Origin of the sequence: Trichocoleus sp. FACHB-591 (assembly GCF_014695845.1) — a bacterium.
GTDB lineage: Bacteria > Cyanobacteriota > Cyanobacteriia > FACHB-46 > FACHB-46 > Trichocoleus.
On record NZ_JACJPA010000045.1, the window covers coordinates 196,153 to 222,483 of the forward strand.

25 protein-coding genes and 1 tRNA gene are annotated in these 26,331 nt (G+C 49.9%); 15 read left to right on the top strand and 11 right to left on the bottom strand.

The genetic code is table 11. The annotated features are described in order from the left end of the window. Positions 1-19: 19 nt before the first annotated feature. From H6F90_RS09070 to cobA, 6 genes are all read left to right on the top strand, one after another. Positions 20-1,018, top strand: coding sequence for a hypothetical protein (locus H6F90_RS09070; protein WP_190552120.1), 999 nt, complete (start codon positions 20-22; stop codon positions 1,016-1,018). Positions 1,019-1,156: 138 nt separating this feature from the next. Next, entirely contained in the window at positions 1,157-2,086 is a 930-nt protein-coding gene (locus H6F90_RS09075) for a TIGR04168 family protein (protein ID WP_190552122.1), read from the top strand. 107 nt (positions 2,087-2,193) lie between these two features. After that, positions 2,194-2,278, top strand: a tRNA-Ser gene (locus H6F90_RS09080). Positions 2,279-2,386: 108 nt separating this feature from the next. Next, entirely contained in the window at positions 2,387-3,241 is an 855-nt protein-coding gene (locus tag H6F90_RS09085) for a DUF72 domain-containing protein (RefSeq protein WP_190552124.1), read from the top strand. A 20-nt stretch (positions 3,242-3,261) separates the two neighbouring features. Continuing rightward, positions 3,262-3,792, top strand: a complete 531-nt coding sequence (locus H6F90_RS09090) for a GNAT family N-acetyltransferase (RefSeq protein WP_190552125.1) — start codon at positions 3,262-3,264, stop codon at positions 3,790-3,792. Positions 3,793-3,794: 2 nt separating this feature from the next. Then, positions 3,795-5,456, top strand: coding sequence for a uroporphyrinogen-III C-methyltransferase (cobA, locus tag H6F90_RS09095; protein ID WP_190552127.1), 1,662 nt, complete (start codon positions 3,795-3,797; stop codon positions 5,454-5,456). A 14-nt stretch (positions 5,457-5,470) separates the two neighbouring features. Here cobA and H6F90_RS09100 read toward each other — a convergent pair whose 3' ends face one another. Continuing rightward, positions 5,471-7,036, bottom strand: coding sequence for a hypothetical protein (locus H6F90_RS09100; protein WP_199295806.1), 1,566 nt, complete (start codon positions 7,034-7,036; stop codon positions 5,471-5,473). 516 nt (positions 7,037-7,552) lie between these two features. On the opposite strand from H6F90_RS09100, the gene H6F90_RS09105 reads away from it, so the two are divergent. Continuing rightward, positions 7,553-8,383: a tetratricopeptide repeat protein gene (locus H6F90_RS09105; RefSeq protein WP_190552129.1), complete on the top strand. Its 831-nt coding sequence runs from the start codon at positions 7,553-7,555 to the stop codon at positions 8,381-8,383. A gap of 18 nt (positions 8,384-8,401) precedes the next feature. Here the strand turns inward: H6F90_RS09105 and H6F90_RS09110 are convergent, their stop codons facing one another. Both H6F90_RS09110 and H6F90_RS09115 read right to left on the bottom strand, forming a co-directional pair. Next, on the bottom strand, positions 8,402-9,694 hold the full coding sequence (locus H6F90_RS09110; protein ID WP_190552131.1) for an ankyrin repeat domain-containing protein: 1,293 nt from the start codon (positions 9,692-9,694) through the stop codon (positions 8,402-8,404). 113 nt (positions 9,695-9,807) lie between these two features. Then, positions 9,808-10,002: a hypothetical protein gene (locus tag H6F90_RS09115; RefSeq protein ID WP_190439226.1), complete on the bottom strand. Its 195-nt coding sequence runs from the start codon at positions 10,000-10,002 to the stop codon at positions 9,808-9,810. A gap of 369 nt (positions 10,003-10,371) precedes the next feature. Here H6F90_RS09115 and H6F90_RS09120 point away from each other — a divergent pair, with 369 nt between their 5' ends. Continuing rightward, the gene (locus tag H6F90_RS09120; RefSeq protein ID WP_190552133.1) at positions 10,372-11,583 is read left to right on the top strand and encodes an SGNH/GDSL hydrolase family protein; all 1,212 of its coding nucleotides are present in this window, start codon (positions 10,372-10,374) and stop codon (positions 11,581-11,583) included. On the opposite strand, the gene H6F90_RS09125 is transcribed toward H6F90_RS09120, so the two are convergent. Then, complete coding sequence (locus H6F90_RS09125) at positions 11,540-12,343, bottom strand: creatininase family protein (RefSeq protein ID WP_190552135.1); 804 nt, start codon at positions 12,341-12,343, stop codon at positions 11,540-11,542. The two genes, H6F90_RS09120 and H6F90_RS09125, sit on opposite strands and share 44 nt — an antisense overlap. A gap of 386 nt (positions 12,344-12,729) precedes the next feature. On the opposite strand from H6F90_RS09125, the gene H6F90_RS09130 reads away from it, so the two are divergent. The 4 genes from H6F90_RS09130 to H6F90_RS09145 all read left to right on the top strand — a co-directional run bounded on the left by H6F90_RS09130 (position 12,730) and on the right by H6F90_RS09145 (position 17,165). After that, positions 12,730-13,344 (top strand): lytic transglycosylase domain-containing protein, encoded by a 615-nt coding sequence (locus H6F90_RS09130; RefSeq protein ID WP_190439235.1) that lies wholly within the window; start codon positions 12,730-12,732, stop codon positions 13,342-13,344. Positions 13,345-13,579: 235 nt separating this feature from the next. After that, positions 13,580-14,542: a polyphosphate kinase 2 family protein gene (locus H6F90_RS09135; RefSeq protein ID WP_190552137.1), complete on the top strand. Its 963-nt coding sequence runs from the start codon at positions 13,580-13,582 to the stop codon at positions 14,540-14,542. Between the two features lie 126 nt (positions 14,543-14,668). After that, positions 14,669-16,012, top strand: coding sequence for a cytochrome P450 (locus H6F90_RS09140; protein WP_190552139.1), 1,344 nt, complete (start codon positions 14,669-14,671; stop codon positions 16,010-16,012). Between the two features lie 334 nt (positions 16,013-16,346). Continuing rightward, positions 16,347-17,165 carry a hypothetical protein gene (locus tag H6F90_RS09145; protein ID WP_206756164.1) on the top strand — a complete coding sequence of 273 codons (819 nt, stop codon included), beginning with the start codon at positions 16,347-16,349 and terminating at the stop codon, positions 17,163-17,165. A gap of 51 nt (positions 17,166-17,216) precedes the next feature. Here the strand turns inward: H6F90_RS09145 and H6F90_RS31105 are convergent, their stop codons facing one another. Beyond that, positions 17,217-17,348, bottom strand: coding sequence for a hypothetical protein (locus tag H6F90_RS31105; RefSeq protein ID WP_255524977.1), 132 nt, complete (start codon positions 17,346-17,348; stop codon positions 17,217-17,219). 34 nt (positions 17,349-17,382) lie between these two features. On the opposite strand from H6F90_RS31105, the gene H6F90_RS09150 reads away from it, so the two are divergent. The 3 genes from H6F90_RS09150 (at position 17,383) to H6F90_RS09160 (ending at position 19,699) form a co-directional block, all read left to right on the top strand. Further along, a complete protein-coding gene (locus tag H6F90_RS09150; protein ID WP_190552143.1) occupies positions 17,383-17,610 on the top strand; it encodes a hypothetical protein in 228 nt (75 codons plus the stop codon). After that, on the top strand, positions 17,610-18,029 hold the full coding sequence (locus H6F90_RS09155; RefSeq protein ID WP_190552145.1) for a PIN domain-containing protein: 420 nt from the start codon (positions 17,610-17,612) through the stop codon (positions 18,027-18,029). Before H6F90_RS09150 ends, H6F90_RS09155 begins: the two co-directional genes overlap by 1 nt. Positions 18,030-18,160: 131 nt before the next feature. Then, positions 18,161-19,699, top strand: coding sequence for a tetratricopeptide repeat protein (locus tag H6F90_RS09160; RefSeq protein ID WP_190552147.1), 1,539 nt, complete (start codon positions 18,161-18,163; stop codon positions 19,697-19,699). Positions 19,700-19,705: 6 nt separating this feature from the next. On the opposite strand, the gene H6F90_RS09165 is transcribed toward H6F90_RS09160, so the two are convergent. The 6 genes from H6F90_RS09165 to H6F90_RS09190 all read right to left on the bottom strand — a co-directional run bounded on the left by H6F90_RS09165 (position 19,706) and on the right by H6F90_RS09190 (position 26,306). Further along, on the bottom strand, positions 19,706-21,061 hold the full coding sequence (locus H6F90_RS09165; RefSeq protein ID WP_190552149.1) for an FAD-binding oxidoreductase: 1,356 nt from the start codon (positions 21,059-21,061) through the stop codon (positions 19,706-19,708). Then, positions 21,062-22,399: a cytosine deaminase gene (locus H6F90_RS09170; protein ID WP_190552151.1), complete on the bottom strand. Its 1,338-nt coding sequence runs from the start codon at positions 22,397-22,399 to the stop codon at positions 21,062-21,064. It lies immediately after the preceding gene. A 15-nt stretch (positions 22,400-22,414) separates the two neighbouring features. Continuing rightward, positions 22,415-23,215, bottom strand: a complete 801-nt coding sequence (locus H6F90_RS09175; RefSeq protein WP_190552153.1) for an ABC transporter permease — start codon at positions 23,213-23,215, stop codon at positions 22,415-22,417. 196 nt (positions 23,216-23,411) lie between these two features. Beyond that, a complete protein-coding gene (locus tag H6F90_RS09180) occupies positions 23,412-24,296 on the bottom strand; it encodes an ABC transporter ATP-binding protein (protein ID WP_190552155.1) in 885 nt (294 codons plus the stop codon). A gap of 84 nt (positions 24,297-24,380) precedes the next feature. Next, positions 24,381-25,436, bottom strand: coding sequence for an ABC transporter substrate-binding protein (locus H6F90_RS09185; protein ID WP_190552156.1), 1,056 nt, complete (start codon positions 25,434-25,436; stop codon positions 24,381-24,383). A gap of 90 nt (positions 25,437-25,526) precedes the next feature. Further along, positions 25,527-26,306 carry a sulfite exporter TauE/SafE family protein gene (locus H6F90_RS09190; protein WP_190439263.1) on the bottom strand — a complete coding sequence of 260 codons (780 nt, stop codon included), beginning with the start codon at positions 26,304-26,306 and terminating at the stop codon, positions 25,527-25,529. Positions 26,307-26,331: the final 25 nt, after the last annotated feature.

The window sequence follows — 26,331 nt, forward strand, 5'->3', positions numbered from 1 at the left end:
TTGAGGATATCAAAGAATAGTGCTTAGAAGGCAAACAAGTCAGATATATGTAGCACAACCAATCTATTTACTGCTCGAAATCCTAGTAAGGCTATTTACACTGGGTATATTCTCCGTACAAGGGGGAGCAAAAGCCTGGTTTGAACTTATCCTTGTTACTGCTGCACTATGCGCTTCCGGCTATATACTTTGGTGGCAGGTTCCTTTACTAATAGCAGCAATTATCCTTGCAACCCTAGCAGCAGGCATGTTCTCTATATTAGCGCCTCAATATACAGAGGCGGAAAACTTTGCAAATAAGCGAATTTCAACAGCGCTTCAAACTATCTCTGAGTATAACCTTAACGAGATATCTACTCTTTCAGGTAGCAGGCTTGAGCAACGTTTGGAACAACTTCATAAGGCTCAAAGAGTATTTGAGAATAATCCGAAGCTAGTTGAGCAGATTTCGGAGCTTCAGTCAGTTCTTATTAATATTAATCAAGCTGACCATGTAGCCACTGAGAGGGTAGTAGTTCAGCGCGAAGCTTATGCTAGGCAGCAAAGGAAATTACAGGAATTAGAAAAACAGCGTAAGGAGGCTGAAGAGAGAAGAGAGCAAGCAGAGGCTGACCAAAAAAGACAAGAATGGAAGGTTTATCAGGAGAAATTAAAGAGAGAAGCTAAATTAAAAACTCAACATGAGGCACTTAGGCAAGCCGCAAAAAACAAAGAGTCACAGGCCGCTGCTGAGCGAGAAGCTTGGTTGTATGAACAACGCAAAAGAGAAAATTTTACAGGTGGTTGTCCTCCAGATGATCGATTTGATCCACCGAGATGTAGACCTGGCTATCTCATCAAGGTGACTCTGAACAAAAAAGAAGACGGTTACGATGGAATTATCTGGAAACCTTCAGACAAAGAATATGACTCCATCGTACCTAAATGGTGCTATAGCTCTGTACAGGAAGCAGCAAATGAGAGAGGTAGATATAGGTTTAGACGACCTATGAATAGTCAAGGAAAGCCTAGACCTTAATAAACTTGTTTCTTAGTCTGTATGTAAGCTGTTGCTTTTCCATAACTCTGCCCTAAAGTTCTGTTAAAACGCCCGATGCTTGCCTATGCTGGAAAAGGGGTTGTTTCGGTCAGCCCCTAGCGACGAAAAGGAATAGGCATGAGCAGTCAGAGCGATCGCAACCAAACCATCAAAATTGCAGTTATTGGTGATGTCCACGATGCTTGGGAAGCTGAGGATGGGCAAGCCCTGAAGCACTTAGGCGTGGATTTAGCGCTATTTGTGGGGGACTTCGGCAATGAATCCGTGGAAGTGGTACGCGCGATCGCTGCCGTAGACTTACCCAAAGCCGCAATCATGGGTAACCACGACGCTTGGTATAGCGCCTCCGACTGGGGTAGAAAAAAGTGTCCCTACGATCGAACCAAAGAAGACTGGGTGCAAGACCAGCTAGATTTGCTTGGTGAAACCCATGTTGGGTACAGCAAGCTCGACTTCCCCGCTTTTAACTTAACCGTCGTTGGAAGTCGTCCGTTTAGCTGGGGTGGTTCCTCTTGGAAAAACGAACAGTTCTACCGCGATCGCTATGGAGTGACCAGTTTCCAAGAATCCACTGCCAAGATTTTAGAAGCAGTCCAAAGTACAGCTTACGAAACGGTGATTTTCTTAGGTCACTGCGGCCCTACCGGACTCGGCGATCGCCCAGAAGACCCTTGTGGCCGAGATTGGATGCCCATTGGGGGAGATTATGGCGATCCTGACTTTGCTGCCGCGATCGCTCAAACTCATCTCCTTGGTAAAGCAGTGCCCTTGGTAGCTTTTGGGCACATGCACCACAACCTGCGCCACACCAGAGAGCGCTTAAGAACGTCTGTCTATGAAGACGCTAAAGGCACTGTTTATCTCAACGCCGCCAATGTGCCTCGGATTAAGCAGGTAGAGGGCGATCGCTTACGCAATTTCTCTTTGGTTTCTCTGCAAGCGGGAGTGGTAGAGCAAGCGTCTTTGGTTTGGGTGAATCAAGACTTTGAGGTGGTTTCAGAGCAATTGATGTACCGCAAAACCAATGCCGTAGCCGAAGCAGTGTAGGAAAAATACCGGATTGCAACAAAAACCTAACAGTTTGCAGCCGAACGGGTTAGAATATTCTTCGGTTTGGGTTCCTCTAAATGGATTGGCACCTTAACCAAACGCCTGGAGAGGTGGCAGAGTGGTCGAATGCGCTCGACTTGAAATCGAGTGTCTCGAAAGAGACCGTGGGTTCGAATCCCACCCTCTCCGTTTTAACTACTTGCTCTAGAGATTCCAGACGTTCCCAGGCTTGAAAAGCGAAAATGTGAAGTGGGTCTTAGTGAAACCGGAGGGAGGTTTCAGTCTAGGATCAAAAACATGAACTTTTTTCTAGGCTGTGCCGTTTGGGCTTACAAAAATTGGGTGGGTGATTTGTTTCCCCTGAAAAGTCGCCCTACCGACTTCCTGCAACTTTATAGTCGCCGCATCACCACCGTTGAAGGCAACACCACGTTTTACTCGGTGCCTGATGCGGAAACGGTAGCGCGATGGGCGGCTGAAACTCCTCCTGGCTTCGAGTTTTGCCTCAAGTTACCCCGCGACATTACCCACCAAGGCTTGTTAGCACCCCAAATTCCCGCAGCCTTAGGCTTTCTAGAACACATGCAGGGGTTGGGCGATCGCTTGGGACCAATGTTTGTGCAGTTGCCACCCAGTTACAGTCCTGCTTGGCTGGATGACCTTACCGCTTTCCTCCAAGCGTGGCCGCGCGAAACCGCTCCCTTGGCCCTAGAAGTGCGCCACTTGGATTGGTTTAAGCCAACTCACGCCACGCAACTTACTACTCTTCTGGAAAATTTAGGTGTAGGGCGAGTTTTGCTTGACACTCGCGCTGTCTACAATGGCCCCACTGACCCGCAGCTCAATTCCGAACGACGCAAACCTAAACTTCCGCTGCAACCTAGTGTGACCGCTCCGTTTAGTTTGGTTCGCTTCATCAACCATCCAGAGCGCGAAGTTAATGAGGAATATTGGGCGGAGTGGGTCACGCATGTAGACCAGTGGCTGCGTCAAGGCACTCGCATTTATTTCTTTATGCACTGTCCCCAAGAAGCGCGATCGCCCGGTTATGCCCGCGCCTTTCAACACCTACTCGAAAAACAAGGCGTACCCGTCCCTGCCCTACCGTGGGATAGCTTCGACCAGCCTCCCGCCCAACTTAGCCTCTTTTAAGTTTGAAGTTGGAGTTTTCCTTGTTGCCCAAGTCCCTTTATACAGAACGGTTACTGCTGCGGCCTCCAAGGCTGGAGGATGCTAATGCAATCTTTCAAACTTATGCCCAGGATCCAGAAGTGACGCGCTACCTGATTTGGCAACCCCATCAGTCTATTACTGAAACCCAAGCATTCTTAACTGAGTGTTTGGCAGCTTGGCATCAAGGCGATCGCTTTCCCTGGATCATGACTCGTGCCGAGGATGGTCAGCTTCTAGGCATGATTGAGCTAAGACTAGAAGGGCACCGAGCTGAGGTTGGGTACGTTTTAGCCCGTCAGTTTTGGGGTCAAGGATATGTAACCGAAGCGTTGCGGGCTGTGTTGAAGGCTGGTTTAGCGCTACCACAGCTCTATCGCATTGAAGCTCAGTGTGATGTAGAAAATATTGCTTCAGCAAGAGTGATGGAGAAAGCAGGCATGATGCAAGAGGGCGTGTTGCGTCGCTTTATGATTCTGCAGAACCTCAGCCAAGAACCCCGTGATGTGTATTCCTATGCCTTAACGCGATGACCATGATTCAGAAAAACGGCAAGGTTTATCTTATTGGTTCGGGGCCAGGGGATGTGGCTTACCTGACGGTGCGCGGCTACCAAGTGCTGACGCAAGCTGAGGTGCTGGTTTACGATGCCTTGGCCGAGGAAGAGTTACTGCAATTCGTCCCAAAGAACTGCTTGAAACTGAATGTGGGCAAGCGGGGTGGGCAACCGAGTACACCTCAAGCTGAGATCGATCGCCTGTTGGTGGAGCATTGCCTGCAAGGAAAACAAGTAGTGCGATTGAAAAGTGGTGATCCGTTTATCTTTGGTCGCTCTACTTCAGAAATTCAGGCTTTGGTTGCGGCTGATTGTGCGTTTGAAGTCGTGCCAGGGATTTCTTCTGCGATCGCGGCCCCTTTATTTGCAGGCATTCCCCTCACCGATGTAACCTTGAGCCGCTGCTTTGCTGTCGCCACCGCTCACGACCTAGAAGCACTCAATTGGTCTGCTTTAGCTCAAATCGAAACCCTCACTTTACTAATGGGTGGCAGAAACTTAGCTGAGATTGTGGCGCGGTTGCAGCAACAAGGAAAATCATCCGATACCCCGATCGCGATCGTGCGCTGGGCAGGACGACCCCAGCAACAAGTTTGGGTGGGCACCTTGGCAACCATTGTGGCGCAAACAACAGGGGTGTCTCTGTCTCCTTGCGTAATTACCATTGGTGAAGTTGTGGGACTACGGGACTACCTGCGATCGCCCATAAACAGGCAGAATGATACACAGCCAAACTCTGTGAACGGTTTGGTGCTGCATTCTCTGTTACCTACAACTGAAACTGTGGTTAGCACTCCTGAACAAGCCCTAACAACCCCACTGCCCCTCGCGGGTAAGACCGTTTTAGTGACTCGCTCGGTGGGTCAGTCGAGCGAGTTTTGCGATCGCTTGCAAGCCATTGGTGCCCAAGTGGTAGAAATGCCCGCTTTGGAGATTGGTCCACCGTCGAGTTGGGATGAGTTAGATCAAGCGATCGCCCAGCTCTCTACCTTTAACTGGCTGGTGCTCACCTCAACCAACGCTGTGGATTACTTTTTTGAGCGTTTGGCCGCTCAAGGCAAGGATGCGCGGACCTTGGCAGGAGTCAAAATTGCCGTCGTGGGCCAGAAAACCGCTGCCAGCCTGGGGCAACGTGGCCTGAACGCAGATTTCACTCCACCCGATTTTGTTGCGGATTCCTTGGTGGCTCACTTTCCCGAAGCTAGCCTGCAAGGTGCAAAAATTCTATTTCCTAGAGTTGAGAGTGGGGGGCGAGAAGTCCTGGTGAAAGAATTCACCGCTCAAGGTGCGGAAGTGGTGGAGATAGCGGCTTACCAGTCGGGTTGCCCTAGTGCGATCGCCCCTGCCGCTCTCAATGCTTTACAACACGGTTCTGTGGATATCATCACCTTCGCTAGCTCCAAAACCGTGAAGCATTTCTGCCAGCTCGTCGAAGCAGCCCTAGGACATTCATTTCTGATTGATGAACTCAAAAGTGCCTGTATTGCCTCTATTGGCCCCCAAACTTCCAAAACTTGTCTAGAACGCTTTGGCCGAGTCGAGGTCGAAGCGCAGGAATACACTTTGCCAGGGCTGACTCAAGCGATCGCCCAATGGGCCAGTAAGGGGGCCACAGAGAGGGCCAGAGATAACCAGCCCTAGCCCCATCTCTATCTCTACTTCGCTTTACAAGATTTGCGATCGCGATCGGACTGAGGTTCTTGCCAGGAATAGGCAAAGTGGCTCACTGCATTAATTTGTGGAGCAGCTTGGCGAATCGCTTGCATCTGAAGTTCCAGAGATGGACGGTTGCCAAGAGACTGTCCCCACGCTCCTGCGATCGCGGGGGTAATTCTGGTCCCTGGAGGAGACATACTCACCACCCGCCGCACCAAGGAAACCACACAGCTAGGGTCACCACAAACGCCGTAGGACATTGGGTGCCACTCGATCGAAGTTGGGAAGCGTTCCCACGGCTGCAATCGAGAATCAAACCCTTGCCCAATCGTCTGATTGCCATCCGGGAAAAAGACAGCTCCCGACGCAATTCCTTGCTGTTGCACTTGTGAGATCGCCAGGTTCAAGAAATCTACAATTCCTTGCAGCGCGTGAGCGACTGTCAAGAGCCACAACTCTTGTTGCAGCACGGGTTGGCGTTGGGCTGCGGGCAATGCCTTAAGTAAGCGAGAAGGAGTGCGCCCCTGCCACATCGGCTCTGCCTCTTGGGGATACAGCTTATCTGCCGCAGCCACATCGCCCGCCGTAATATACCCGCGACCCAAGAATCGTCGCATTAGCTCTAAACCTTTATTGTTCAAAGCGCGTTGATATAGAGCCTGCTGGGCTGAGTCGCCATAGATCCATAAGTCTTTAACTTTACTGGAAATCGAAGCGGCACCTGTGCCTCTGGGATAGCGAATGTAGTCAAACAGCACCCCGTCTGGACGGCGACGGACTACCGCTTGCACCATCTGGTAGTAATCTTGTTTGGCTTGAATACTATAAGGATCGATAAAAGTTTCATCTGCAATCACCACCCCCGTTTCCCCGTTGGGGTCAAAAATACTGCGGGTGGTCGTTGTCGTCTCGCCGCTGCCATTGCGAGCGATCGCTTGCTGACGATCAGGCCGTTGCGAGTAAGAATAGCCAAAGTTCATCGTGAACATCCAGGCATAGACTTTCAGCCCTCGCTCACGGCCCTTCTGGATCGCTTGCGCTAGCAAATCAGCTTTTTCCGAACCTGGTACCCGAACCACTGAAGGCCAAGCTGTGGGATTCTCCGCCATTGGCAACAAGACTTGCCCGTTGTAGAAAACTTCTACATAGACTTGGTTGTAGCCACGATTGATGATGCGATCCATGACGCTTTCTAGCGCCCCTGGCTGGAGATCGCAAGGGTAGAGGCGCAACCAAACGGCTTGTGTTTGCGGCCAAGTACGGCTACGGCACTGCTGCATTTGTGCTGCATGCTCACGAACTAAAGCTTTGTAACGCTCTTTAGCTTTCTCTTCCCCTTTCATGGCTGCTTGGCGAGCTGCTTCTTTTTGCGCGATCGCCTCGGCTGAGAGCTGACAGTAGGCTGCTGCTTGGGCTTGAGGGGGTTGGGTCCAGACGGTTTGGCTGATGAGGCTGGTTGTCAAGGCAGCAGTAGCTACAAAACCGCGGTAGTAAGACTTCCAAGAGGGAGGCTTGGGAATTTGGCTCTGATGACATACAGAGGGCAACAGTCGCGAAAATCTCATGGAAAGGTGGAACACTCCTTCAGACGCACAAGAACAGGACTAAACAAAACTGGCTTGATGCAGCCCACGGCAGTTCAAATTCTTCAACCAATTCACTGATTGAAATAAAGTATTCCCATAAAGTTCCCTGCTCTAGGCTGAGGCACAACCCTAAGCTGGACGTTAAGAGCAATTAAATAGAATTGCATCAGCAGACATCTTAAACCATCCTGGTTCTGTGAATTGCGAAAGTCGGCTTTCAGTACGTCGCGCTCCGGTTCTTAGCTGGCAAAGAACAATCAGAATTGAATCGGGTCAGTGAGCGGTTGGTGAGCAATTGGTGAGCGATCGCCTTACTTCACTTTTCCCGAGCTTTGCCTATTCCGGCGTACAACCGTGGGCTGAGTCAGAGGTTGCAACAGTCTCTCTTTTGCTCGGTGAACTAGCTGCGTGAGTTCGGTAGATTGGTAAGCAAATAATAAATATTTATCAGACGAGACATCGCAGCGAGCCGATTTTTAGCAAGTGGAGACGACTATGACTAGCAGTGGCATCCAACCTTTTAACCAACCCTCTGAGGCTGATGACCTCACGACCGCGCCATCCCACTTGGACCATGCAGAAAGTCATACTTTGGCTGAGCAACTCGGCACAGATCCAGTCACAACGACAGTTGCGGCGGCTGTGAGTGGTGGTGTCGCAGGCGCTGCGATTGGACGCTTATTTGCGGGTCGCGTCGGAGCCACGATCGGTGCTGTGGTGGGAGGTATTGCTGGAGCGGCCATTAGCAATGACGACAGCCCAAGTACCACCCATGCCATCGAAGGAGTAGTTAGCACTGTCAAGGATGCTTCTGAACAAGTTAAGACTTCTGCAACTCATATGGCTGACTCAGCTCAGGAGGTTGTTCAGTCATCTCAAGCGAAGTTAGCTGACACGGCTCAGACAGCTAAACAAAAAGTGCAGGAATCTCAAGCTCAACTCACTAGCGCTGCTAGAAAAGCTGCTGAGCACCTACGCCAGCAACAGCAACCGCAACAGGCAACGCATGGATCTCATCACTTCAGCTTGGAGCAAACCTACGAGCTTTCGGCTGAAATGCATTATCAGATTGGTGTTGCTCTAGGGCGACAAGGAAAACTAGATAAGGCGATCGAGGAATTTCAAGAAGCGCTCGATCTGGCTCCTGATTCTGCGGAAACTCATTACAACCTAGGTGTAGCATTGAGCAAGCAAGGAGATGTGGATCAAGGTTTAGATCACTTGCAGCAAGCCGAAGAGCTATGTTTAGCTCACGGTAATCCTAAGGGAGTCAGGCTGATTAAGCGGGCAATTAAGCGGATAGACCAGAGTTTGGTGTCGCATTAGTCTTGTAAGTTGCTGGCTCTATTCAATTGCGCCACGACTTCTGAGAAGGCTGATTTCTCCTTGAAGACCAGCTTTTTTAGCTAACTGTATCGGTGTATTGCCAGCGCGATCTTTAGCGTTAATTTCCGCTCCTGCGGCTAAGAGAAGATCAAAGGCTTTTCTCTTTTCAATAGCCGGGGCGGCAGCTAAATGGTGTAGGGCGGTCTTGCCTTGGTTATCCTCGGCATTTACATCTGCACCGTGGGCCAGCAGCAGTTTGATTTTGTCTCCTTTCGCGTCTGGAAATTGCGCGGCGATCGCTAGAGGAGTCATGCCATCTTTGCGCTTAACCCGGACATCAGCTTCTCTCGCCAAGACTAGCTTGAGAGTTTCCACCTGGCTAGATCTTGCTGCCCAATGCACCAGAGTCATGCCATAACCATCTGGCAAATTGACATTAGTTCCTTGGCTCAGCAGCAGTTCTACCATTGCTGGCGAGGAGAACTCCGCGGCTAAGGAGAGTGGGGTTCTCCCATCTCTACGTCTAGCCATTGGGTTAGCTCCCTGGCGTAGTAGTAGGTCTGCCACATCAAGTCGCATTATGGCGGCTCCATGCAAGGGAGTGTTGCCGTCCTGCGCTTTGGCTCCAGCCTCAGCACTAGAAGCGAGCAGGAGCTTCACGGTTTCTGTATTTTGGATTGTTGCTGTTGCTGCATGTAATGGCGTTTTGCCTTCGCGATCGCGGGCGTTCACCTCGGCACCTTGTGCTAAAAGTAGCTTAACGAGGTTTCTGGTGGTCGCATCCGTGGCAGCTACATGCAGGGGTGTGCTGTTGTTTAGATCTTTGGCGTTAATTTCCGCCCCTTTTGCGACTAAAAATTGGGCGATCGCTTGCGTTTTAGCTAGATGCAGGAGCGTCTTGCCGGACTCAAATTTATGATTGACATCAGCTCCTTTTTCGAGAAGCGTTTCTATCGTGAGCTTGCCGCTGTTGCCACTATAGCGGGACACAGCATCATATAAGGCTTGATACCAATCTAAATCTGGCTGAGCCAGCAACAACTCTGCTACCTGTGGATTGGCACAGCCCAATAAAGAGACTTGCTGCTCAGTACTTCCCTGCCCGAGGGTAGTCATTGCATTGGGATTGCCACCACTACTCAGATAACGCCGCATGGCGGCAGCATCTTGGCAAAGATTAGGATTGGGTTGAGCGCCTAGTTTGCTTAAGAGCAGCCATTGATAAGGATTTGGCACAGTAGCAGTCGCAGCAGTGAAACCGATGAAGGCGATCGCCAGCCCTGCTAGAGATACCAAAAACTTATTTCTCATGACCTGTTCTAGAGCTTGGTAATTCACTGACCCTGCGGGGGTCGCTACTGTATTACCTACGCTCTAGAGCTTTAGCTTTTCAGGAAAGATCTGCCAATTATGTTAGCAAAGGCTTAATAGCTGTCTTCACCGGGAACCGTGTCTGCACCAGGCTCGGAAAAGTCTTGCTGCATTGAGCCTTCGCAGATGGCTTGCCATTGGCAGAAAAGTTCGTAGCCGTGTAAATCGGTATTCCGATAGCGCTTAATAGCTTGGTCCAACTCTTGAGGAGTTCGGGGAACTGGAACTGTACAGGTAAGCTCAGGCATAGTTAAAACCTCGACTGACAGAACTAAATGCTGTGACTGGAAATACTGTGACTGGAAAACCGTGGCTGAAATACGGAAGTTGAAATGTCTCTAACTCCAATGTAATGAAATTAAGACAGAGATGGTATCTAAAGTTACAATTTTTAGACTGTGGATAGGGTAAGGGGTAGGAAGGTCATCCTGGCGATCGCATTTGCGACATAACTGAGACTTCACTTCCTTAGCCCCTGTTGTAACATCGGTTTTTGATTGAGTGGTGAATTTCCTGTGAAGTTATTTCGAATACTGAGTGGTTTTACGTAAAGCTTGCTACAAACTAAAGATCGCTCTTGCAACGAATTTTCTACAAAGTTAGATTGAACAGGCTTTATGAGAACAGTACTAACAGGAATTTCGGGAGCTGCGATCGCGATCGGCAGTTTGACCTTAATTAGCCAGCCCAGCACAGCCGCCACCCTAAGCTTCAATCAAGTGTATTTTTTTGGCGATAGTCTGAGCGATCCTGGTAACGCCTATAGAGCATCAGCCGGGTTAGTGCCCCCTAGCCCTCCTTATGCCCAGCGATTTAGCAATGGCTCTGTTTGGGCGGAATACTTATCAGTTCAATTGGGTCTTAGCCCTGTCCCTAGCACTCAGCTTTCGGCTCAAAACCCGCCGCTGCAAGGAGCCAATTTTGCTTTTGGGGGTGCCACTTCAGGCACAGCCAATACCGTAGTTCCTCTTTTCCCAGCGCTGCAACAGCAAATTGCCCAGTTTCTTAACTTGCAGGCTCCCGCAAATCCGAATGCTCTGTTTGTGCTGTGGGCTGGTGCGAATGACTATCTACCAACAGAAAGTACTTTTCAACCCTTTACCAATCCCAAGCCCTCTGTCACCAACATTACTACAGCAGTTAGTGCGCTAGAGGCGGCTGGAGCGCAAAATATTTTGGTGGTGAATCTACCAGATTTAGGCACTTTACCGCTAACCCGTACTACCACTGATGCCCCGAGGCTGAATGCCTTATCCAAAGCTCACAATAATTTCCTCTTCCGCCAAATGAGGCGCTTAGAGCGATCGCCTGGTTTTGATGCCAATATCATTCCGCTTGATATCAATACTTTGTTTCAGCAGGTCATCAACCAACCGTCTCAGTTTGGCTTGACCAATGTTACCGATTCTTGTTTTGTTCAACAACCATTCAGCATTTGTAGTAACCCCAATGAGTATTTGTTTTGGGACAGAATCCATCCCACCACAGCCGCTCACCAGTTGATTGGTAATTTCGCCTTCGATAACCTCGTTGCTCTATTTCCACCGACAACCGCAGCAGCTTTCGCCGCACCTGAATCTACCAGTGCAGATTTGGCAACTTCAACCTTTGCGGCCCTTAAATCTGCGTCAGCTTCAGACTCCGCAACTTTGACAGCTCTGCGATCTACCAGCCAGGCTTCAGCTTCTGTCCCTGAACCCACGACTGCTTGGGGGCTTCTAGCCTTAGCAGGTTTGGGAATCAGTCAAGTGTGGCGGCGTCGAGAAGTTTTGGCCAATGGTCCTGCTAGCGTTGTTGAGGCGGCTGAAACGCATACACATCTCGGATAACTTGAACCCAACCTGCTGCCAGCGACTCTAGGAGGCGATCGCCCTTTTCGGCGCTGGCAGTGGTTGGGTCACCAATTACTCCACTTTGGCTCAAGTCTCGCGTGGTCCAAGCAAAAGGTAGTTTACCTTCTATGCTCAAAAGGCTTCCTTCAGGCTGCTCTGGGGGATATTCCGCGATCGCCTTTTCCATCCGAATTTGCTTTGGCAAAATCGCCAGCATCAAGCTAGTTTCCGCATCTCCCGCATGAATGCCCAACTTCAGTTCTTGAGGATTGAGGAGTTCTTTGGCAATGTGTGGAGCTTGCCAAACGAACAAAGGAAAGACACTAAAATCTTCGTACTTGACATGCAAATCCCGCGCCGCAATTTCCAGTACTTGGGGCTGTCCACCGTGGGAGTTCAGCAGCACTAACTTACGGAATCCTGCTCTGTAGACACTTTCGGCAATTTCGCTGATTGTTGCCAATAAAGTTTGAGCACTGAGCGTAATTGTGCCCGGAAAATGCCAGTGCTCATTGGACTTGCCATAGTACAGCGGTGGTAAGGCATAGGCAGGAACGCTGGCCTCTAGCTGCTGCAACGCTTTACCCAAAACCGCTCCCCCGATCGCCGCATCCACAATTAGCGGCAAATGCGGCCCATGCTGCTCGATCGCGCCTAGAGGCTGCACTAGCACCACATTGGCTTTATCGGGCATGGCTTGAATTTCTGTCCAGGTGAGATAGGGAAAAAACCGCTCCGGAGGAATAAAGCTATGCATAAATTAAAGTCTTTATTAAAAAATTATCCTGATTTGTTCAATGCCGTAATTCACTGATTGCTTTGCGCTAATTCACAGCCTTTTATGGTCTGGAATTCCATTCAGTTCAGTATAAGCACGAAGATTCCGCTTTTGCGATCGCCCCAAACATCGCTAGCTCAATCACACGCGATCGGCTCTTAATTTAATTCCGACGCTAACTCGAACCACAGAATCAGTCTTTCAGCGATCGCAGCGCCAAAAATCTCCACTAAATTCTCTCAGCAGAGAGCCGATAGCCGTAGATTTACCGATTTGCTGGTTTAGGAGCACAGGCATCGTAAGGAGACTTGAGTTTTGGTCACTCAAGTTATGCCGTGTGAAGTTGATTTTAGGAAGGTTAGATTTTGCTAAAACAGTGGACAAGTTCGCGCTCCCTCACAGCCGTAACCACTCTGGTCGTCCGAGGTTTGTTGATGGGAGGGCTAGCTCTGCCCGTGGTGGTTCCTGCGGCTCAAGCCAGCACCTATGATTTTCAGGTAGAACCATCATCAACGACCCCCTCGCTTCCTCCTCAAGTGATTGCGCTCCGCCGCGCTATTATTGGACAAGAAAGTGGCGCTAATTTTCGAGCTGTGAACCGCCATTCAGGAGCCTTGGGCTACGGCCAGGTCATGCCTGCCAACATCCCCAGTTGGACGAAAGAAGCCCTCGGTCACTCCATTACAGCTTCAGAATTTCTCAACAGTCCTGAACTCCAACTCCAAGTGATTGACTTCAAACTCAATCAATATTGGCAAGCTGCTTTAGTTGCCAGTAACGGAGATGAAGCGATCGCCGTTCGTCGGGTGGCTTCCCATTGGTACAGCGGCAAGCCTTATCGTTATAACCACACTACAGCCAGCTATTATGGCGGACACCGCTACCCCAGCGTTGCCGAGTACACGCTGGCAATCTTGCAGCGCTATGAACAGCAAAAAGGATTGCTAGGAATCGACCAGCTAGGTTACAGCCCTTGGTAAACGGTTGGAGTTATGTGGAGTGGGCAAAGCCCGTTCCACAAATCCAGTTCGGTGAAATATGTAGATCTTGAGAAAGCTTGCTAGGTGACAGTGCGACTGAGTGTGGTCGCTAGAATAAGGCTGAGAGCGATCGCTAGATTGTAAAAGAGAAAGCGATCGCTTCACCTTAGAAAACAGACCGCCTAAAGTGATGTATCACTCAGGTGAGTCAAGCTGGTAAGCCAAGGGAAAGCAGATGGGCAAGAAGAAGCAGGCAGCCAAGAAGGCAGCAGCAGAGAACGGCATCAGTACAGAGATGTATCAGGCTCAAAAAGCCGCCAATCAAGCCACCGATGCGATTGCTGATGTGATGACTCCGGAGGATAATGTCGGCGATCGCCATCCTAAGCCAGATTACCCTCGTTATCGCATCCGTCCTGGGCACCCGATTGCTCTAACCGATCTCGACCCTAACGAGTCGAATGCTTACCAAAACAAAAAAGATGCAGAACAAGAATTAGAACGACAAAGGCAACGCCTCCAAGAACTACAAGCCCGCTTATTCGCTGAGCAAAAGCAAAGCCTATTGATCGTGCTGCAAGCCATTGATACTGGAGGCAAAGACGGCACGATCAAAAGTGTGTTTCAAGGCGTGAATCCCCAAGGTTGCCAAGTTTGGTCATTTAAGCAACCTAGTGTCGAAGAACTCAATCACGACTTTCTCTGGCGGTATCATCAACGCACACCGGGACGAGGCATGATCGCCATCTTCAACCGATCGCACTACGAAGATGTGTTGGTGACGCGGGTGAAACAGTTGGTGCCAGAACAGATTTGGCGAGGGCGCTACCAGTTGATTAATGAGTTTGAGCACATGTTGGCTCTGAATCACATCACGGTGCTCAAGTTCTTTCTCCACATCTCTAAAGATGAGCAAAAGCGCCGCCTCGAATCTCGCTTGGCGGAACCCGATAAACGCTGGAAGTTCTCGATAAATGATGTCAAAGAACGTCTCCTTTGGGACGACTACCAAATAGCCTTTCAAGATGCGCTCAATTCTTGCTCGACGGAATATGCGCCTTGGTATGCAATTCCTGCTAACAAGAAGTGGTATCGCAATCTGGTAGTGGCTCGCACGATCGCAGATACTTTAGAATCCATGAATCCTCAGTATCCTGCTGAACCCCCCGGATTAAATGAGATTGTGATTCCCGATTGAGCGATCGCGCCAGATCATAAGGCGCTATTAGTCTTAGGGTTGGATGAGCTTCGCCCACTTAACCTGACAAATCCAATTTGGTGAATTAGTAGCTCTAGAAATAGATCAATAATCAGCAGAGAGATTATGCCGAGCCCATTACCAAATCCGGTTAACACACCTGCTTGGTGGCAATTGCTCAATTGGATTGCCGACCCGATCCAATTTCAGCAGAAATACAGCCAGCAGTATGGGGATATGTTCACGTTGCGGCTGGGGAGTCTAGGAAGACCAATCGTGGTAGGCAATCCCCAAGCGATCCAGGACATCTTTAGCCAAGATGCCAAATTTGATATTGGTCGAGCCAATGCGATCGCGGAACCTCTGATTGGGCGTAACTCTCTGATGTTGATGGATGGCGATCGCCACCGTCGCGAACGCAAACTGTTAATGCCGCCTTTTCATGGAGAAAGGCTCCAGACCTACGCCCAACAGATCTGTTTGATCACAGAACAGGTTGCCAGCCAATGGCACGTGGGCCAAACGTTTGTAGCTCGGACTGCCATGCAGCGAGTGAGTCTAGAGATCATTCTGCAAATCGTCTTTGGCTTGAGTGAAGGAGAGCGCTACGAGCAACTTAAACCCCTCCTCACGCAATGGCTAGACATGACAGATTCTCCACTCCGCTCTAGCTTCCTATTTCTGAAATTCTTACAAAAGGATTGGGGAACCTGGAGTCCTTGGGGCCAAATGCGGCAGCGGCAACGCCAAGTACATGCTCTCCTTCAGGCAGAAATTGCAGAGAGACGTACACAAGGAGAAACTGGTCGTAAGGATGTCCTGAGTCTGATGATGGCGGTGCGAGATGAGCAGGGGCAAGCCATGACCGATGAGGAGATCCGAGATGAACTCCTGACCATCTTGTTTGCAGGACATGAAACAACAGCAACCACTCTGGCTTGGGCTTTCTATCAAATCCATCGCAACCCTCAGGTGCGAGAAAAATTACTGCATGAACTAGACAGCATGGGCGATCGCTCATCTCCAATGGAGCTAGCTCAGCTTCCTTACCTCAATGCCATTTGCCAAGAAGCATTGCGGATGTACCCCGTTCTCCCAGTAATTTTCCCTCGCGTTGCCAAATCACCTGTGCAGATAGCAGGCCAGGAGTTTGCGCCTGAAACCACTTTTATCCCCAGCATTTATCTAGTGCATTACCGAGAAGAACTGTATCCCAATGCTCAACAGTTCCAGCCAGAACGGTTTCTAGAGCGGCAATACTCCCCTTCAGAATATCTCCCGTTTGGCGGCGGCAGTCGGCGGTGCTTGGGATACGCCTTAGCGCAGTTAGAAATGAAGCTGGTCTTGGCAACAGTTCTCTCTCAATATCAACTAACCTTGGCAGATAACGAGCCTGTAAAACTCCAACGCCGTGGCTTCACCCTCGCTCCTAGAGGTGGCGTGCGAATGGTGATGACTGGAAAGAGATGAGTTAGGGATATTGAGTGGATTAAAGATGGGGAGGGGCGATCGCACCTTAACCTGAATCGCATCCCAGACCTGGTAGACCAGTTTTCGAGGGCAGGATTTTAGCATTAGTCAATAGGCACTATAAGACACTGCTTTATAACCAGACGTTCTATCAATATATCTTGGGCAGTATACGAAAGCTTGCTGTGTAGTCTCCAATCCAGAGTGGATCTACAGCACAGTAATCGTTGATTTGCTTGAAACCAGAAACTCTACAGTTAAACTCTACTCTGTACAATAAATTGTTCGGCTATCATGCACAGCTTGTTCTATCAGCGGCATAAATTAGTTCGTCATGAGTAAATCTAGCAGTAAATCCTTAGGCATACTTCGAAACCGCTTGAGCATGACACAAGCCCATATGGACATTGTTGACGTAGCCTTAGTGTCGGTAGAGGAAGTTGCTGAACGGTCAAGGTCAACCGGACAATCCTTAGGCGAGGCTCTGAGCTTGCCTAAAGGCTATCATAAAAGAATCAAGTTAAAGGCTAATAACTATAGGCAAATCACAAATCATGCGAGGGCACGAAACGCTGAGCTAGTTATCCAAATGCTCTATACATACTTCACAGAGTATCTCCGCTCTATTCTGCACGAAATGTATGATAAGAAGCCATTAGAGATTGTAGACAAGGCACACTCGAGTCTCAAATTCCATGAAATTGTTCAGTTCGGAAGTTATGATGCCATCTGCAATTATATGGTTGACTATGTATTTCGTAGTTTAGAGAGTCAGCGCAGTACTCAAGGCTTGCTGGAGAAAATTCTTGAGAAGACGGATGTGAAGGTTGATTCAAGCATCCTTCAACCTGCAATAATGTATATGGAGATGCGACATCTTTACGTGCACAATTCAGGTGTTGTGGACGTAAAGTTTGAGAGAAATTTCGGAGCCTTGGTTTCCGATAAAGCTGGACGAAAGTTTAACAGTTCAATAGGACGCTCGAGAGCAGCCATCAAAGCCATCGAGAGATTATGTTCTGAAGTTGACAAGGGATTAACTGCAAAAGGCTATTTGACGCCCACAAGCCAGACAGCAATTGAGACAGAGCCTGAAACAGCCGAAGAAGTCAGTGTATTAAAGTCGAATGATGAGTCATCATTAATAGCCTAAAACAATAGCCGAGTAAATTGTTACAGCAGACTGGTTATGGTTTCGCTGGTTCTATGCTTTGCCTTCGCTAGCCGCTAAACTCTGACGTAGGGTTGGCTGTATTTCTCGGTTGAGGTAGCTGTGACAGCTTAACTGTTGAGTGTAAGACTGAGCTACTACAAGGCACTGCACTGGAACTGTCATAATAAAACCCAGATACTAACCCTGAAAGAGCCCTATGTCCCTTCAAGAGCTGAAAGAGCAGGTTCTCAAATTGTCAGCAAGCGATCGCCTCTCATTGATGAGTGTCATTGTTGAGTCGTTGCAAGAAATTCCTAGCTTTACTCCTGAGCGGTCTGGAGCGATCGGACGGATGCGAGGTTTACTGAAAACCAGCCAACCAGCACCAACGGATGAAGAAGTAGCTGTAATGCTAGAAGAGCGGCGGGTGGAGAAGTATCTTTAGTGAGAGTTTTAATTGATACCAATATCCTGCTAGATTTTCTATTACAACGAGAGCCATTTTTTCAAAACGCAGATTTACTATTTCAGGCAGTGGATTCTGGTCATGTTGTGGGGTATGTCACAGCAACCACACTCACAGACATTTTTTATATTGCTCGTCGGCACACTAGCAGTCTTGAGCAAGCACGGCAAGCGATTTTAGAAACGCTAACTTCTATGGTGATTTGTCCTGTCAATCGGGCAGTTTTAGAATCAGCGTTTGCATTCGATTTGACTGATTTTGAAGATGCTGTTCAGATAGCTTGTGCTATTGCTCAAGGATTAGATGCAGTTGTCAGCCGTGATACTGATTTTTCAAATACATTAATTTCCGTTCTTACTGTCGAGGAAATTCTGCTCCAAATACAAGCTGGTGATTAGCTTAAATCAGCCCGATCTGGCGGTTCAAAAACCAAAACCCACACTCAAACTTAATTTTTTCGGCAATCCACGACATTTTTTGCAGTTGTGCTTAGACTGTGGAAAGTTCGTATCAAAAAATACCTCTACTGATGCGTCTTACCCAAGTTTCAGCGATCGCCCTCACGCTTGTCTTTTCTTTCCTACCCGTTCACTTGCCTGGATGGTCGAGTTCGGTAGCAATTGCCGAGGGCAAACCCCCTAAAATCGATCGCCGAGAACGAGCAATGCTACTGATCTCTAAAGCTGAGTGGGTATATTCTGCCAGGTTTCCAGAAGCCAGTCTGCCTCTTTACGAGCAAGGATTTCGACTCCTGCAGGAAGTAGGCGATCGCACTCAAGAAGCCGATGTTTTGATGGAGCTTGCAAATAGGATTCGCTTCGGAGGACGGCTTCAAGCAGCGCTGCCCTACTATCAAAGAGTTTTGGCACTTCATCAGAAAGGCATTGTGGTTGCCGCTCCGCAGCGTTTGCCGCATCAAGGGAAAGCATCTGCCATTGCGATCGGCGAAATTTATCAGGCATCAGGACAGTTTGACCAGGCGTTATCTGCCTATGAACAGGCATTAGCCTTCAAACACGAGATCGAGGGGGAATGGACGGATGCTAACATCGTCACCAAGATGGGGATAGTTCACCATCTAGCTGGACGACCAGAACGAGCGATCGCGGCTTATCAGCAAGCCCAATCTCTATATCGGCGGACGGGAGACAACTTACCGGGTGTCTTCTTTCAAAAAACCAAACTGCTCAATCGCGTCGGATTGGTGCATCAATCCCAAGGACAGCCCAAGTTAGCGTTAGCCGCTTATCAGCAAGGGTTAGCGGCTCTGAAAAACAAACGTGGAGAGCCTGAAAGAATTGTCGATCGAGTTTTGACGCTAGAAAATATCCGCGATCTTTATCAGGCACAGGGAGAGAAGGCACAGGTTGCTGCCTATACACAACAAGCAAAAGAGGCGCTATCAGAACCGCTGCCAGCCCTGGATGTGGGCGGAACCGATCACTTTCGGATAGCAGAGGTGTTGGCAACCATTGGTAGCTTTTACCTGGAAGCGGGACAGCTTAAGCGTGCCAAGCACTACTATGATCGGGCAGTGGCGATCGCCCGTGAATCCCCCTTTACGCCTGCCGAAGATAACATCCTGAGCAGGATTAGGACCGATTATCGGCAGCTAGGGCGGCTGGAACAAACTCTATCTGTGCAACAGCGACAAATGGAGATTTCTCGACCCAAGGGGCAATCGATTAACATTGCTTCATCGCTACAGTTCTTGGGGGAGACATATCAGCAATTGCAACAATGGCAACCTGCCCTGTCAGCCTATCAACAGGCATTGTCCACCCTTCAGCCCAGCCAAAAATCTAACCACGAGCCTCTCACAATTGCTCTGTTACGCTTTCGAATTGGCACGGTTTATCAGGCGCAGGGGCAACCTGAACAGGCTTTAACTGCCTATCAGCAGGCGTTAGCACTTTATCAAGAATTTCGGTTTCCTGAAGGACAAGTGCAGGTGCTTCAGCAAATCGGCAAACTTTACGAAGCTCAAGGTAAGGTTGAACTTGCACAACAGCATTATCAGCAAGCAGAAACGCTCCTCAATCAGCTTCTTTCATTTTTTCAAACATAGCCGCCCTTAGCGTTCTAGCCAAGCTCGCATCTTGCCGGGATTGAGCAAGCCGTAGGGATCCACCATCTCCTTAAACTTTAGTTGCTCCACGTTAATCGTCTTCATGCCTCCATCTTCCAGAATGTAAGTATGGGGATTAAAGATGAAGGCTCCCTGGGATTCATGGTAGGCAATGATCTCGTTGAGGCGGGCTTCTGTGGTGTAGCGCACCAACTGGAGAGCGGCAGGACGGGCCACGCCACCGACGCGGAAGAATTCCAGGTGCATCATCAACTCATCAGCGAAATGATGATAGATGTGCTCTACTAATTTGAGGTTTTTGTCATCTGGAAAGAGAGTTTGTAAATAGGTAAGGGAAGGGTCAACACTGCGAGCATGGAGTGTGGTGTGGTTCCAAGAAAACTCTCCTAACGGCATGCCGTGACTGGCTTCTTGGGCTGTTTTTTGCTGGCAAACAGCGCCGCCATATTCTTTAACTAAATCCGCTAGAGGTGCAAGACAAGACTCTGCCACCATTAGCAACGCACCGTGAGAGCCTTCTGGGATGCAGGAACGGAGCGCTGCAAAGTAGGTAGGAACTGGCCAAGCGTGGATACTAATTAGTTTCTTGATGATGCCATCGGAGTCTGCCAAGGTTTGCCCAAAGCGAGCCGCTGTCATGAAATCCGGGAAGCTGACGATCCACTCGGCCCAAGGATAAGCAGGCCCCAGAGGAATCTCCAATTCGGTGATAATGCCATTCACGCCATAGGCATGGTTTACTTTCTGCACCTCATCTCCCCGTAGCTCGATCACACGTGGCTCGTCTTCCATTGTCACTACTCGCACTGCCAGGAGATTGCCGCGATCGCGCAGTTGCCCATAGGTAATTGAGCCAATGCCGCCGCTCCCCCCCGCAATAAACCCACCGATGGTAGCGGTGCGGTAAGTCGAGGGAGCCATGCGAATCTCCCAGCCAATTTCTCGCGTTTTCTTGTCAAGGTTGGCTAGCTTCACCCCTGGTTCTACACAAGCCAATCCCGGTTTAATCCAACGAATCGCTTGCATCAAACTCAAATCTAGAATCACCCCACCATTGAGAGGAACACACTGCCCGTAATTGCCAGTTCCCGCTCCCCGCACCGTTAAGGGAACTCGGAACTTGACACAAGCTGCGGCCACGCGCAACACTTCTGCCTCACCCGCCGCCCGCACGACTAAATCGCCCTTCTTCCCAGCCAATTGCGGCTGTAGCACTGGGCTGAAGTTGTAGTAGTCCTGCGATAGCTTCGCGACCTGCGTTGGGTCAGTGATGAGTTCCAATCCTGCCAGTTCCGCAATCAGAGCATCGAGATCCATAGGTTTGACAGGGGTCGTAGTCATCTAGCTAATCTCCGTAAAGCCGCACAGATGATCTAATTCAGCATAATCGGGTGGGGTAGTGTCAATAGCTCGGCCCGATCGCAAGACAACTCGGTCATGTTGCGATCGCGATAGTAATTCGCTGAAGGTACGGCCTTTAAACAAAATCAAATCAGCGGGTAAACCGACGCCAATGCGCCCAATGTCAGGCAGTTGCATCAAATCAGCGGGAGTTGTGGCGATCGCACGGGGCCAGTCACCATAGGGGCGATCTAGGTGGGCAATCTTGGTTGAGAGTGTAAAGACTTCCAGACAATCATGATCGCCAAAGCCATGAAACGGATCACGGCAATTGTCACTGGCGATCGCCACGGGAATACCTTGTTGCCGCAGTTCATGCAGTAGAGTCACCCCCCGCCAACGCGGAGTCCGTTGAGGTACACGGTCTTGCAGATAAAGATTGCACAGCGGCAAACTGACAATACCGATCTGAGCTTGCCGCACCAAACTCAACGTCTCCGCCACTTCTTCAGGGTTTTGGACTGACAAACTACAACAGTGCCCACAGACAATCTGCCCCTTAAAGTCGTGGCGTAGGGCTGCTGCCGCCACTTGCCTCAGCGTTTTGCTGGCTGGATCGTTGGTTTCATCCGTATGGAAATCTAGATTCAGTCCTCGCTCCTGAGCTAAGACGAACACGCGATCCAATTGAGCATCCAGTTCTGGATGAACAGGCGCAAATCCTCCCAACACTCCTCCCAACTCTGCTATTTTGTCTGCCAGAGCTTCTCCTTCGGGGGTGAGAAACATTTCTAGAGGAGCGAGGCAAACGGCTTGCAGTGTCAGGCGATCGCGCCACTCCTGCTGGAGCAACCGAAACGCCTCAAAACTCTGATCCGCAAACTCCCCGATCGCATCAATGTGAGTCCGAATCGCTCGCGTGCCGTGGGCATAGCTGCACTTGAGACCAAACTCCATCCGCCGATACACATCTTCCAAGTCCCAATGTTGAGCGGCATCCTTCTCGACTGTGGTCAACGCACTGGCAAACGTGCCGTCAGGATTTGTTGCTCGTTCCCAAATATGCCCTTTATCAAGATGTGTGTGAATATCCACAAAGCAAGGCCAAACCTGACCTCCTCGCAGGTCTAAGGAGGGTAAGGGAGATGTTTCCTGATTGGGATTAGGCCGCGATCGCGCCACCTGAATGGACTCCACCAGCCCAGCGCAAATCTCCAGATCGACTAACGCCAAACCATCGGCATTTTGTTGAGCCGTAATCTCAGGGCGATCGCCTGCTAGCAGACAAACTGGAATATGGGCATTCAGGAGCCAGTAATGATCAGAAGTTGGCAACATGCAAGGGTTAAAGATTTAATTCTCACGTTTTATCGCACTTTCATGCCAGTGACGCAGCAAGAAATCAGACAACAGCGTCAGTACCACAAAGATCACTACTCCTAAACCAGTCGTCATCAACAACGCCGCAAACATCCGAGGAATTTGCAAGTTATAGCTCGCCATCAAAATCTGATAAGCAATTCCTGCCCTTGCCCCACCTGTCCCCGCCACAAACTCAGCCACCACCGCTCCAATCAACGCCAACCCCCCACTAATCCGCAGACCACCGAGAAAATAGGGCAGCGCACTCGGCAAACGCAGATACCACAAAGTTTGCCAGCGGGAAGCCCGGTAAAGCTGAAACAGATTCAATAGATTGTGATCTGCACTATTCAACCCCAACGTCGTGTTAGCAATGATAGGAAACAGCGCCACCATCCAAGCGCAGACCACCAACGCCGCAAATGTGTTGTTCCGCAGCCACACAATGATCAATGGTGCGATCGCCACCACAGGCGTCGTCTGCAACAGCACCGCATAAGGGAACAAACTCCGCTCAATCCACTTACTCTGAGCAAACAAAACCGCGATCGCCACCCCAGAAACCACCGCCGCCAGAAAAGCCACCAGCGTAATTTGCAACGTCACCAACAACGAAGGAAATAACTCAGGCCAATCTCGAACCAGCGTCCGCAACACCAAAAGCGGCCCAGGCAATAGATAAGGGGGCATCCCTGTCACCCGCACAAAGATATCCCACCCGAATAGAGCGACTACCGCGATCGCCAATGGTGCCAAGATATCAGCAGTCACTAGTACTTTTAATTTCTGCATTTCACCTAAAACCTAACCCCCAGCCCCTTCCCTACAAGGGGAGCAAGACTCGCGAATCATACCAAGCAGTCCAAAGGGAGAAATGATTGAAAATACCTTTTGGAGAGTGTCTGGGGGACGCAACCGTCCCTCAGCGGGGGTTTGGGGGCGAGTGCCCCCAAGGCTCGGATTTTTCCAAAGTAACAAAAAACATAAATCAAAGCAGCGATCGCCCCGCTCCCAAAGATAAAGCCCCCGAAACCTCCCGACAATACTCATTAAACAACGACGACAAACGAAACTCCTCCGTGCGAGGATAAGGAGCCGCAACCTCCACCTCCGCCACCACTCGCCCTGGACGCGCCGCCATCACTACCACCCGATTCGACAAATACACCGCCTCATAAATGTTGTGCGTTACAAACACCACCGTCCAGCGCTTCTGACTCCACAAACTCAGTAAATCACTATTGAGCTTGCTCCGCGTCATCTCATCCAGCGCTCCAAACGGCTCATCCATCAGCAAAACATCAGGCTGCGTCACCAACGCCCGCGCGATCGAAACCCGCATCTTCATGCCACCTGACAACTCACGGGGATAGGCTTGCTCAAAGCCCTCCAGCCCTACCAGCGCGATCGCCTCAGCCACCGCTGCCCTAGCTGCCAGCTTGGACATTCCTACCAACTGCAACGGCAACCGGACATTCTCCAGCACCGTGGCCCAGGGCATCAGCGCCGCTTCCTGAAACACAAAGGCTAACTTTGGTGCCAGTTTTGAACTGGATGGACGCTGCCAAAACTTCCTCGCCGCCTTAGCCTCAGCCTGAACTGCGCCCCACGCAATCTCCCCAGAACTCGCCTCCCCCAAGCCTGCCATAATCCGCAGCGCTGTGCTTTTACCGCATCCCGAAGGCCCCACCAAACTAATGAACTCAGACTCCGCAATCTTTAAGTTCATCTCCTTCAAGGCGATCGTGCCATTGGAGTAGACCTTACTAACTTGGTGAAGCGCGATCGCACAAGAATTCTTGGCAAAACGAGACTCAGGCAAGTCTAGCTGGTAGCAGGATTCAGGGCACTCCTGCGCTGAGGGCGTATCCATTCCCCGCAATCTCCTTATCGTATGACCACAGCCTTAAAGATATCTTGGCAAATATAGCTTCTTGGAGGAAAAGCTCCAGGTTCTTTAAGCTTGATAAGCTTGGACTCCCTTATTCACAAACTGAAGCGTATAAGCCTCTTTGTAGTTAGTATTGGGCTGATATACAGACGCCGCTACCATGCTGTCAAAAAATACTTTCCAGCGATCGTCTGTCATCGCCCCGATTCCCAACTTCTCAGCATCACCAGACACCACAATGCCATATTGCTTCATTTTCTCCAAACTGTAAGCCAGCTGAGCATCAGTCATTTCAGGGTTGGCTTTTTTAATCAACTCATTACCCAGCGCCGGATCTTGAAAGTAGCTATACCATCCCTTGATCGAAGCATCCACAAATCGCTGGACCAAATCAGGCTGCTTCTCCACTAAATCTTTGCGGGTTTCGATCGTGGTGGAGTAAGGTCTGTAGCCGTAGTCAGCCAGTAAAAATGCGACTGGTTCAAACCCGCCTTCTTGCTTGATTTCAAAGGGTTCAGAGCTTAAATATCCTTGTTGCACCAAGGTTTTATCAACTAGAAATGGCCCCACGTTAAAGTTGTAAGGACGCTTTTGGTCATCTGTGAAGCCATACTTGGACTTTAAAAACGGCCAAAAGGTTGTATTAGCTGCCGCAGAAATTAGAATAGGAGCGCCTTTGAGTTTTTCTAAAGAGTCACGGCCTGTCCCAGGATGAACCAGCAGCACTTGGGGATCTTTTTGGAAGATGGCAGCCACAGTCACTTTAGGAATGCCCTCCGCGATCGCTTTAATGGCATCTGACCCATACCCCATAAAAAAGTCAACTGCTCCTCCCATCAACAGTTGAGTCCCGTTGACCTGCGGACCTCCCATTTGAATCGTGACATCCAAGCCGTGTGCTCGGTAGATGCCAGCCGCCACGGCTTGATAAAATCCCCCATGCTCAGCTTGAGCAAACCAATTTGTTCCGTAGTTGACTTTATCCAGCTGACTGTTCCCCGCCGCTGAACCTGCACCGCTAGAAGTAGTTGGCTGATTGTTGCTGGCACAAGCGGCCACAATACCACTGCCTAGGGCCAGCGTGCTATAGCGAATAAACTTGCGGCGGTTCAGTTGCCCCATGATCCCCCCTACCTTATCCCCGAAAACTAAAAATCAACCTTGACTCTCAGGAGATTAGCATTCCCTGGCTCTAGCCTGGGTTCCGTAAATTTAGGACAGGCTACTGTAACTTTGCCAAGCTTGCCAAAAAATATAGAGCGATAAAATCCCCAAAAATCCCCGAAAGATGAGGCTGACGATTGCATCTGGGAGTTTAGGGAGAAACCGAGTGCTGATCTGGGCTCCTACTAGCCCCCCCAGCCCTAAAAGCAAACCTTCCGTTGCTAGTACGTTGCCTGCTAGCGTATGCCCGACGGAAGCTGAGATAGCGGTAAGCACAATGACCCCCAAACTAGTTTGAATCGCCGTTTTGATCGGCTCTCCCAGCAGCAAGATTTGCAAAGGCACCATAATCACGCCACCTCCGACCCCAAACAAGCCAGCCAAGATGCCAGCGGCTCCCCCAGTTCCCAAACGCGCCATGAGTGGGTTGATCCGAGTCTGGGTAGCATGAGGCTCCTTGGCAACGAGGCGTTTGCGCAGATCGACCAAGTAAATATTCAGTAACAGCAACAGTCCAAAGGCTGCCAGCAAAATGTACGGGGCAATGCGGCTCGCCAAGTAAACGCCAATTTGGGCGGTTGCCAAGGCGGGAAACCCCAAGTAAAGCACTTGCTTGGCATTAAAATACCCCATCCGCCAGTTCTGGACAGTTCCAGAAATAGACGTAATCAGAATCGCTAAGCTACTCGTCGCCACTGCTTGCACAGGGCTATATCCCAAAGCCACTAGCAATGGCACCAAAACAGTGCCGCCGCCAATCCCTAAGAGCCCAGCTAGAATCCCGGAGAACAGACCGCCACTGGCAAGAATCAACCAATTTGCTGGCATATTAACTTAGTTGAACTTACTTTTA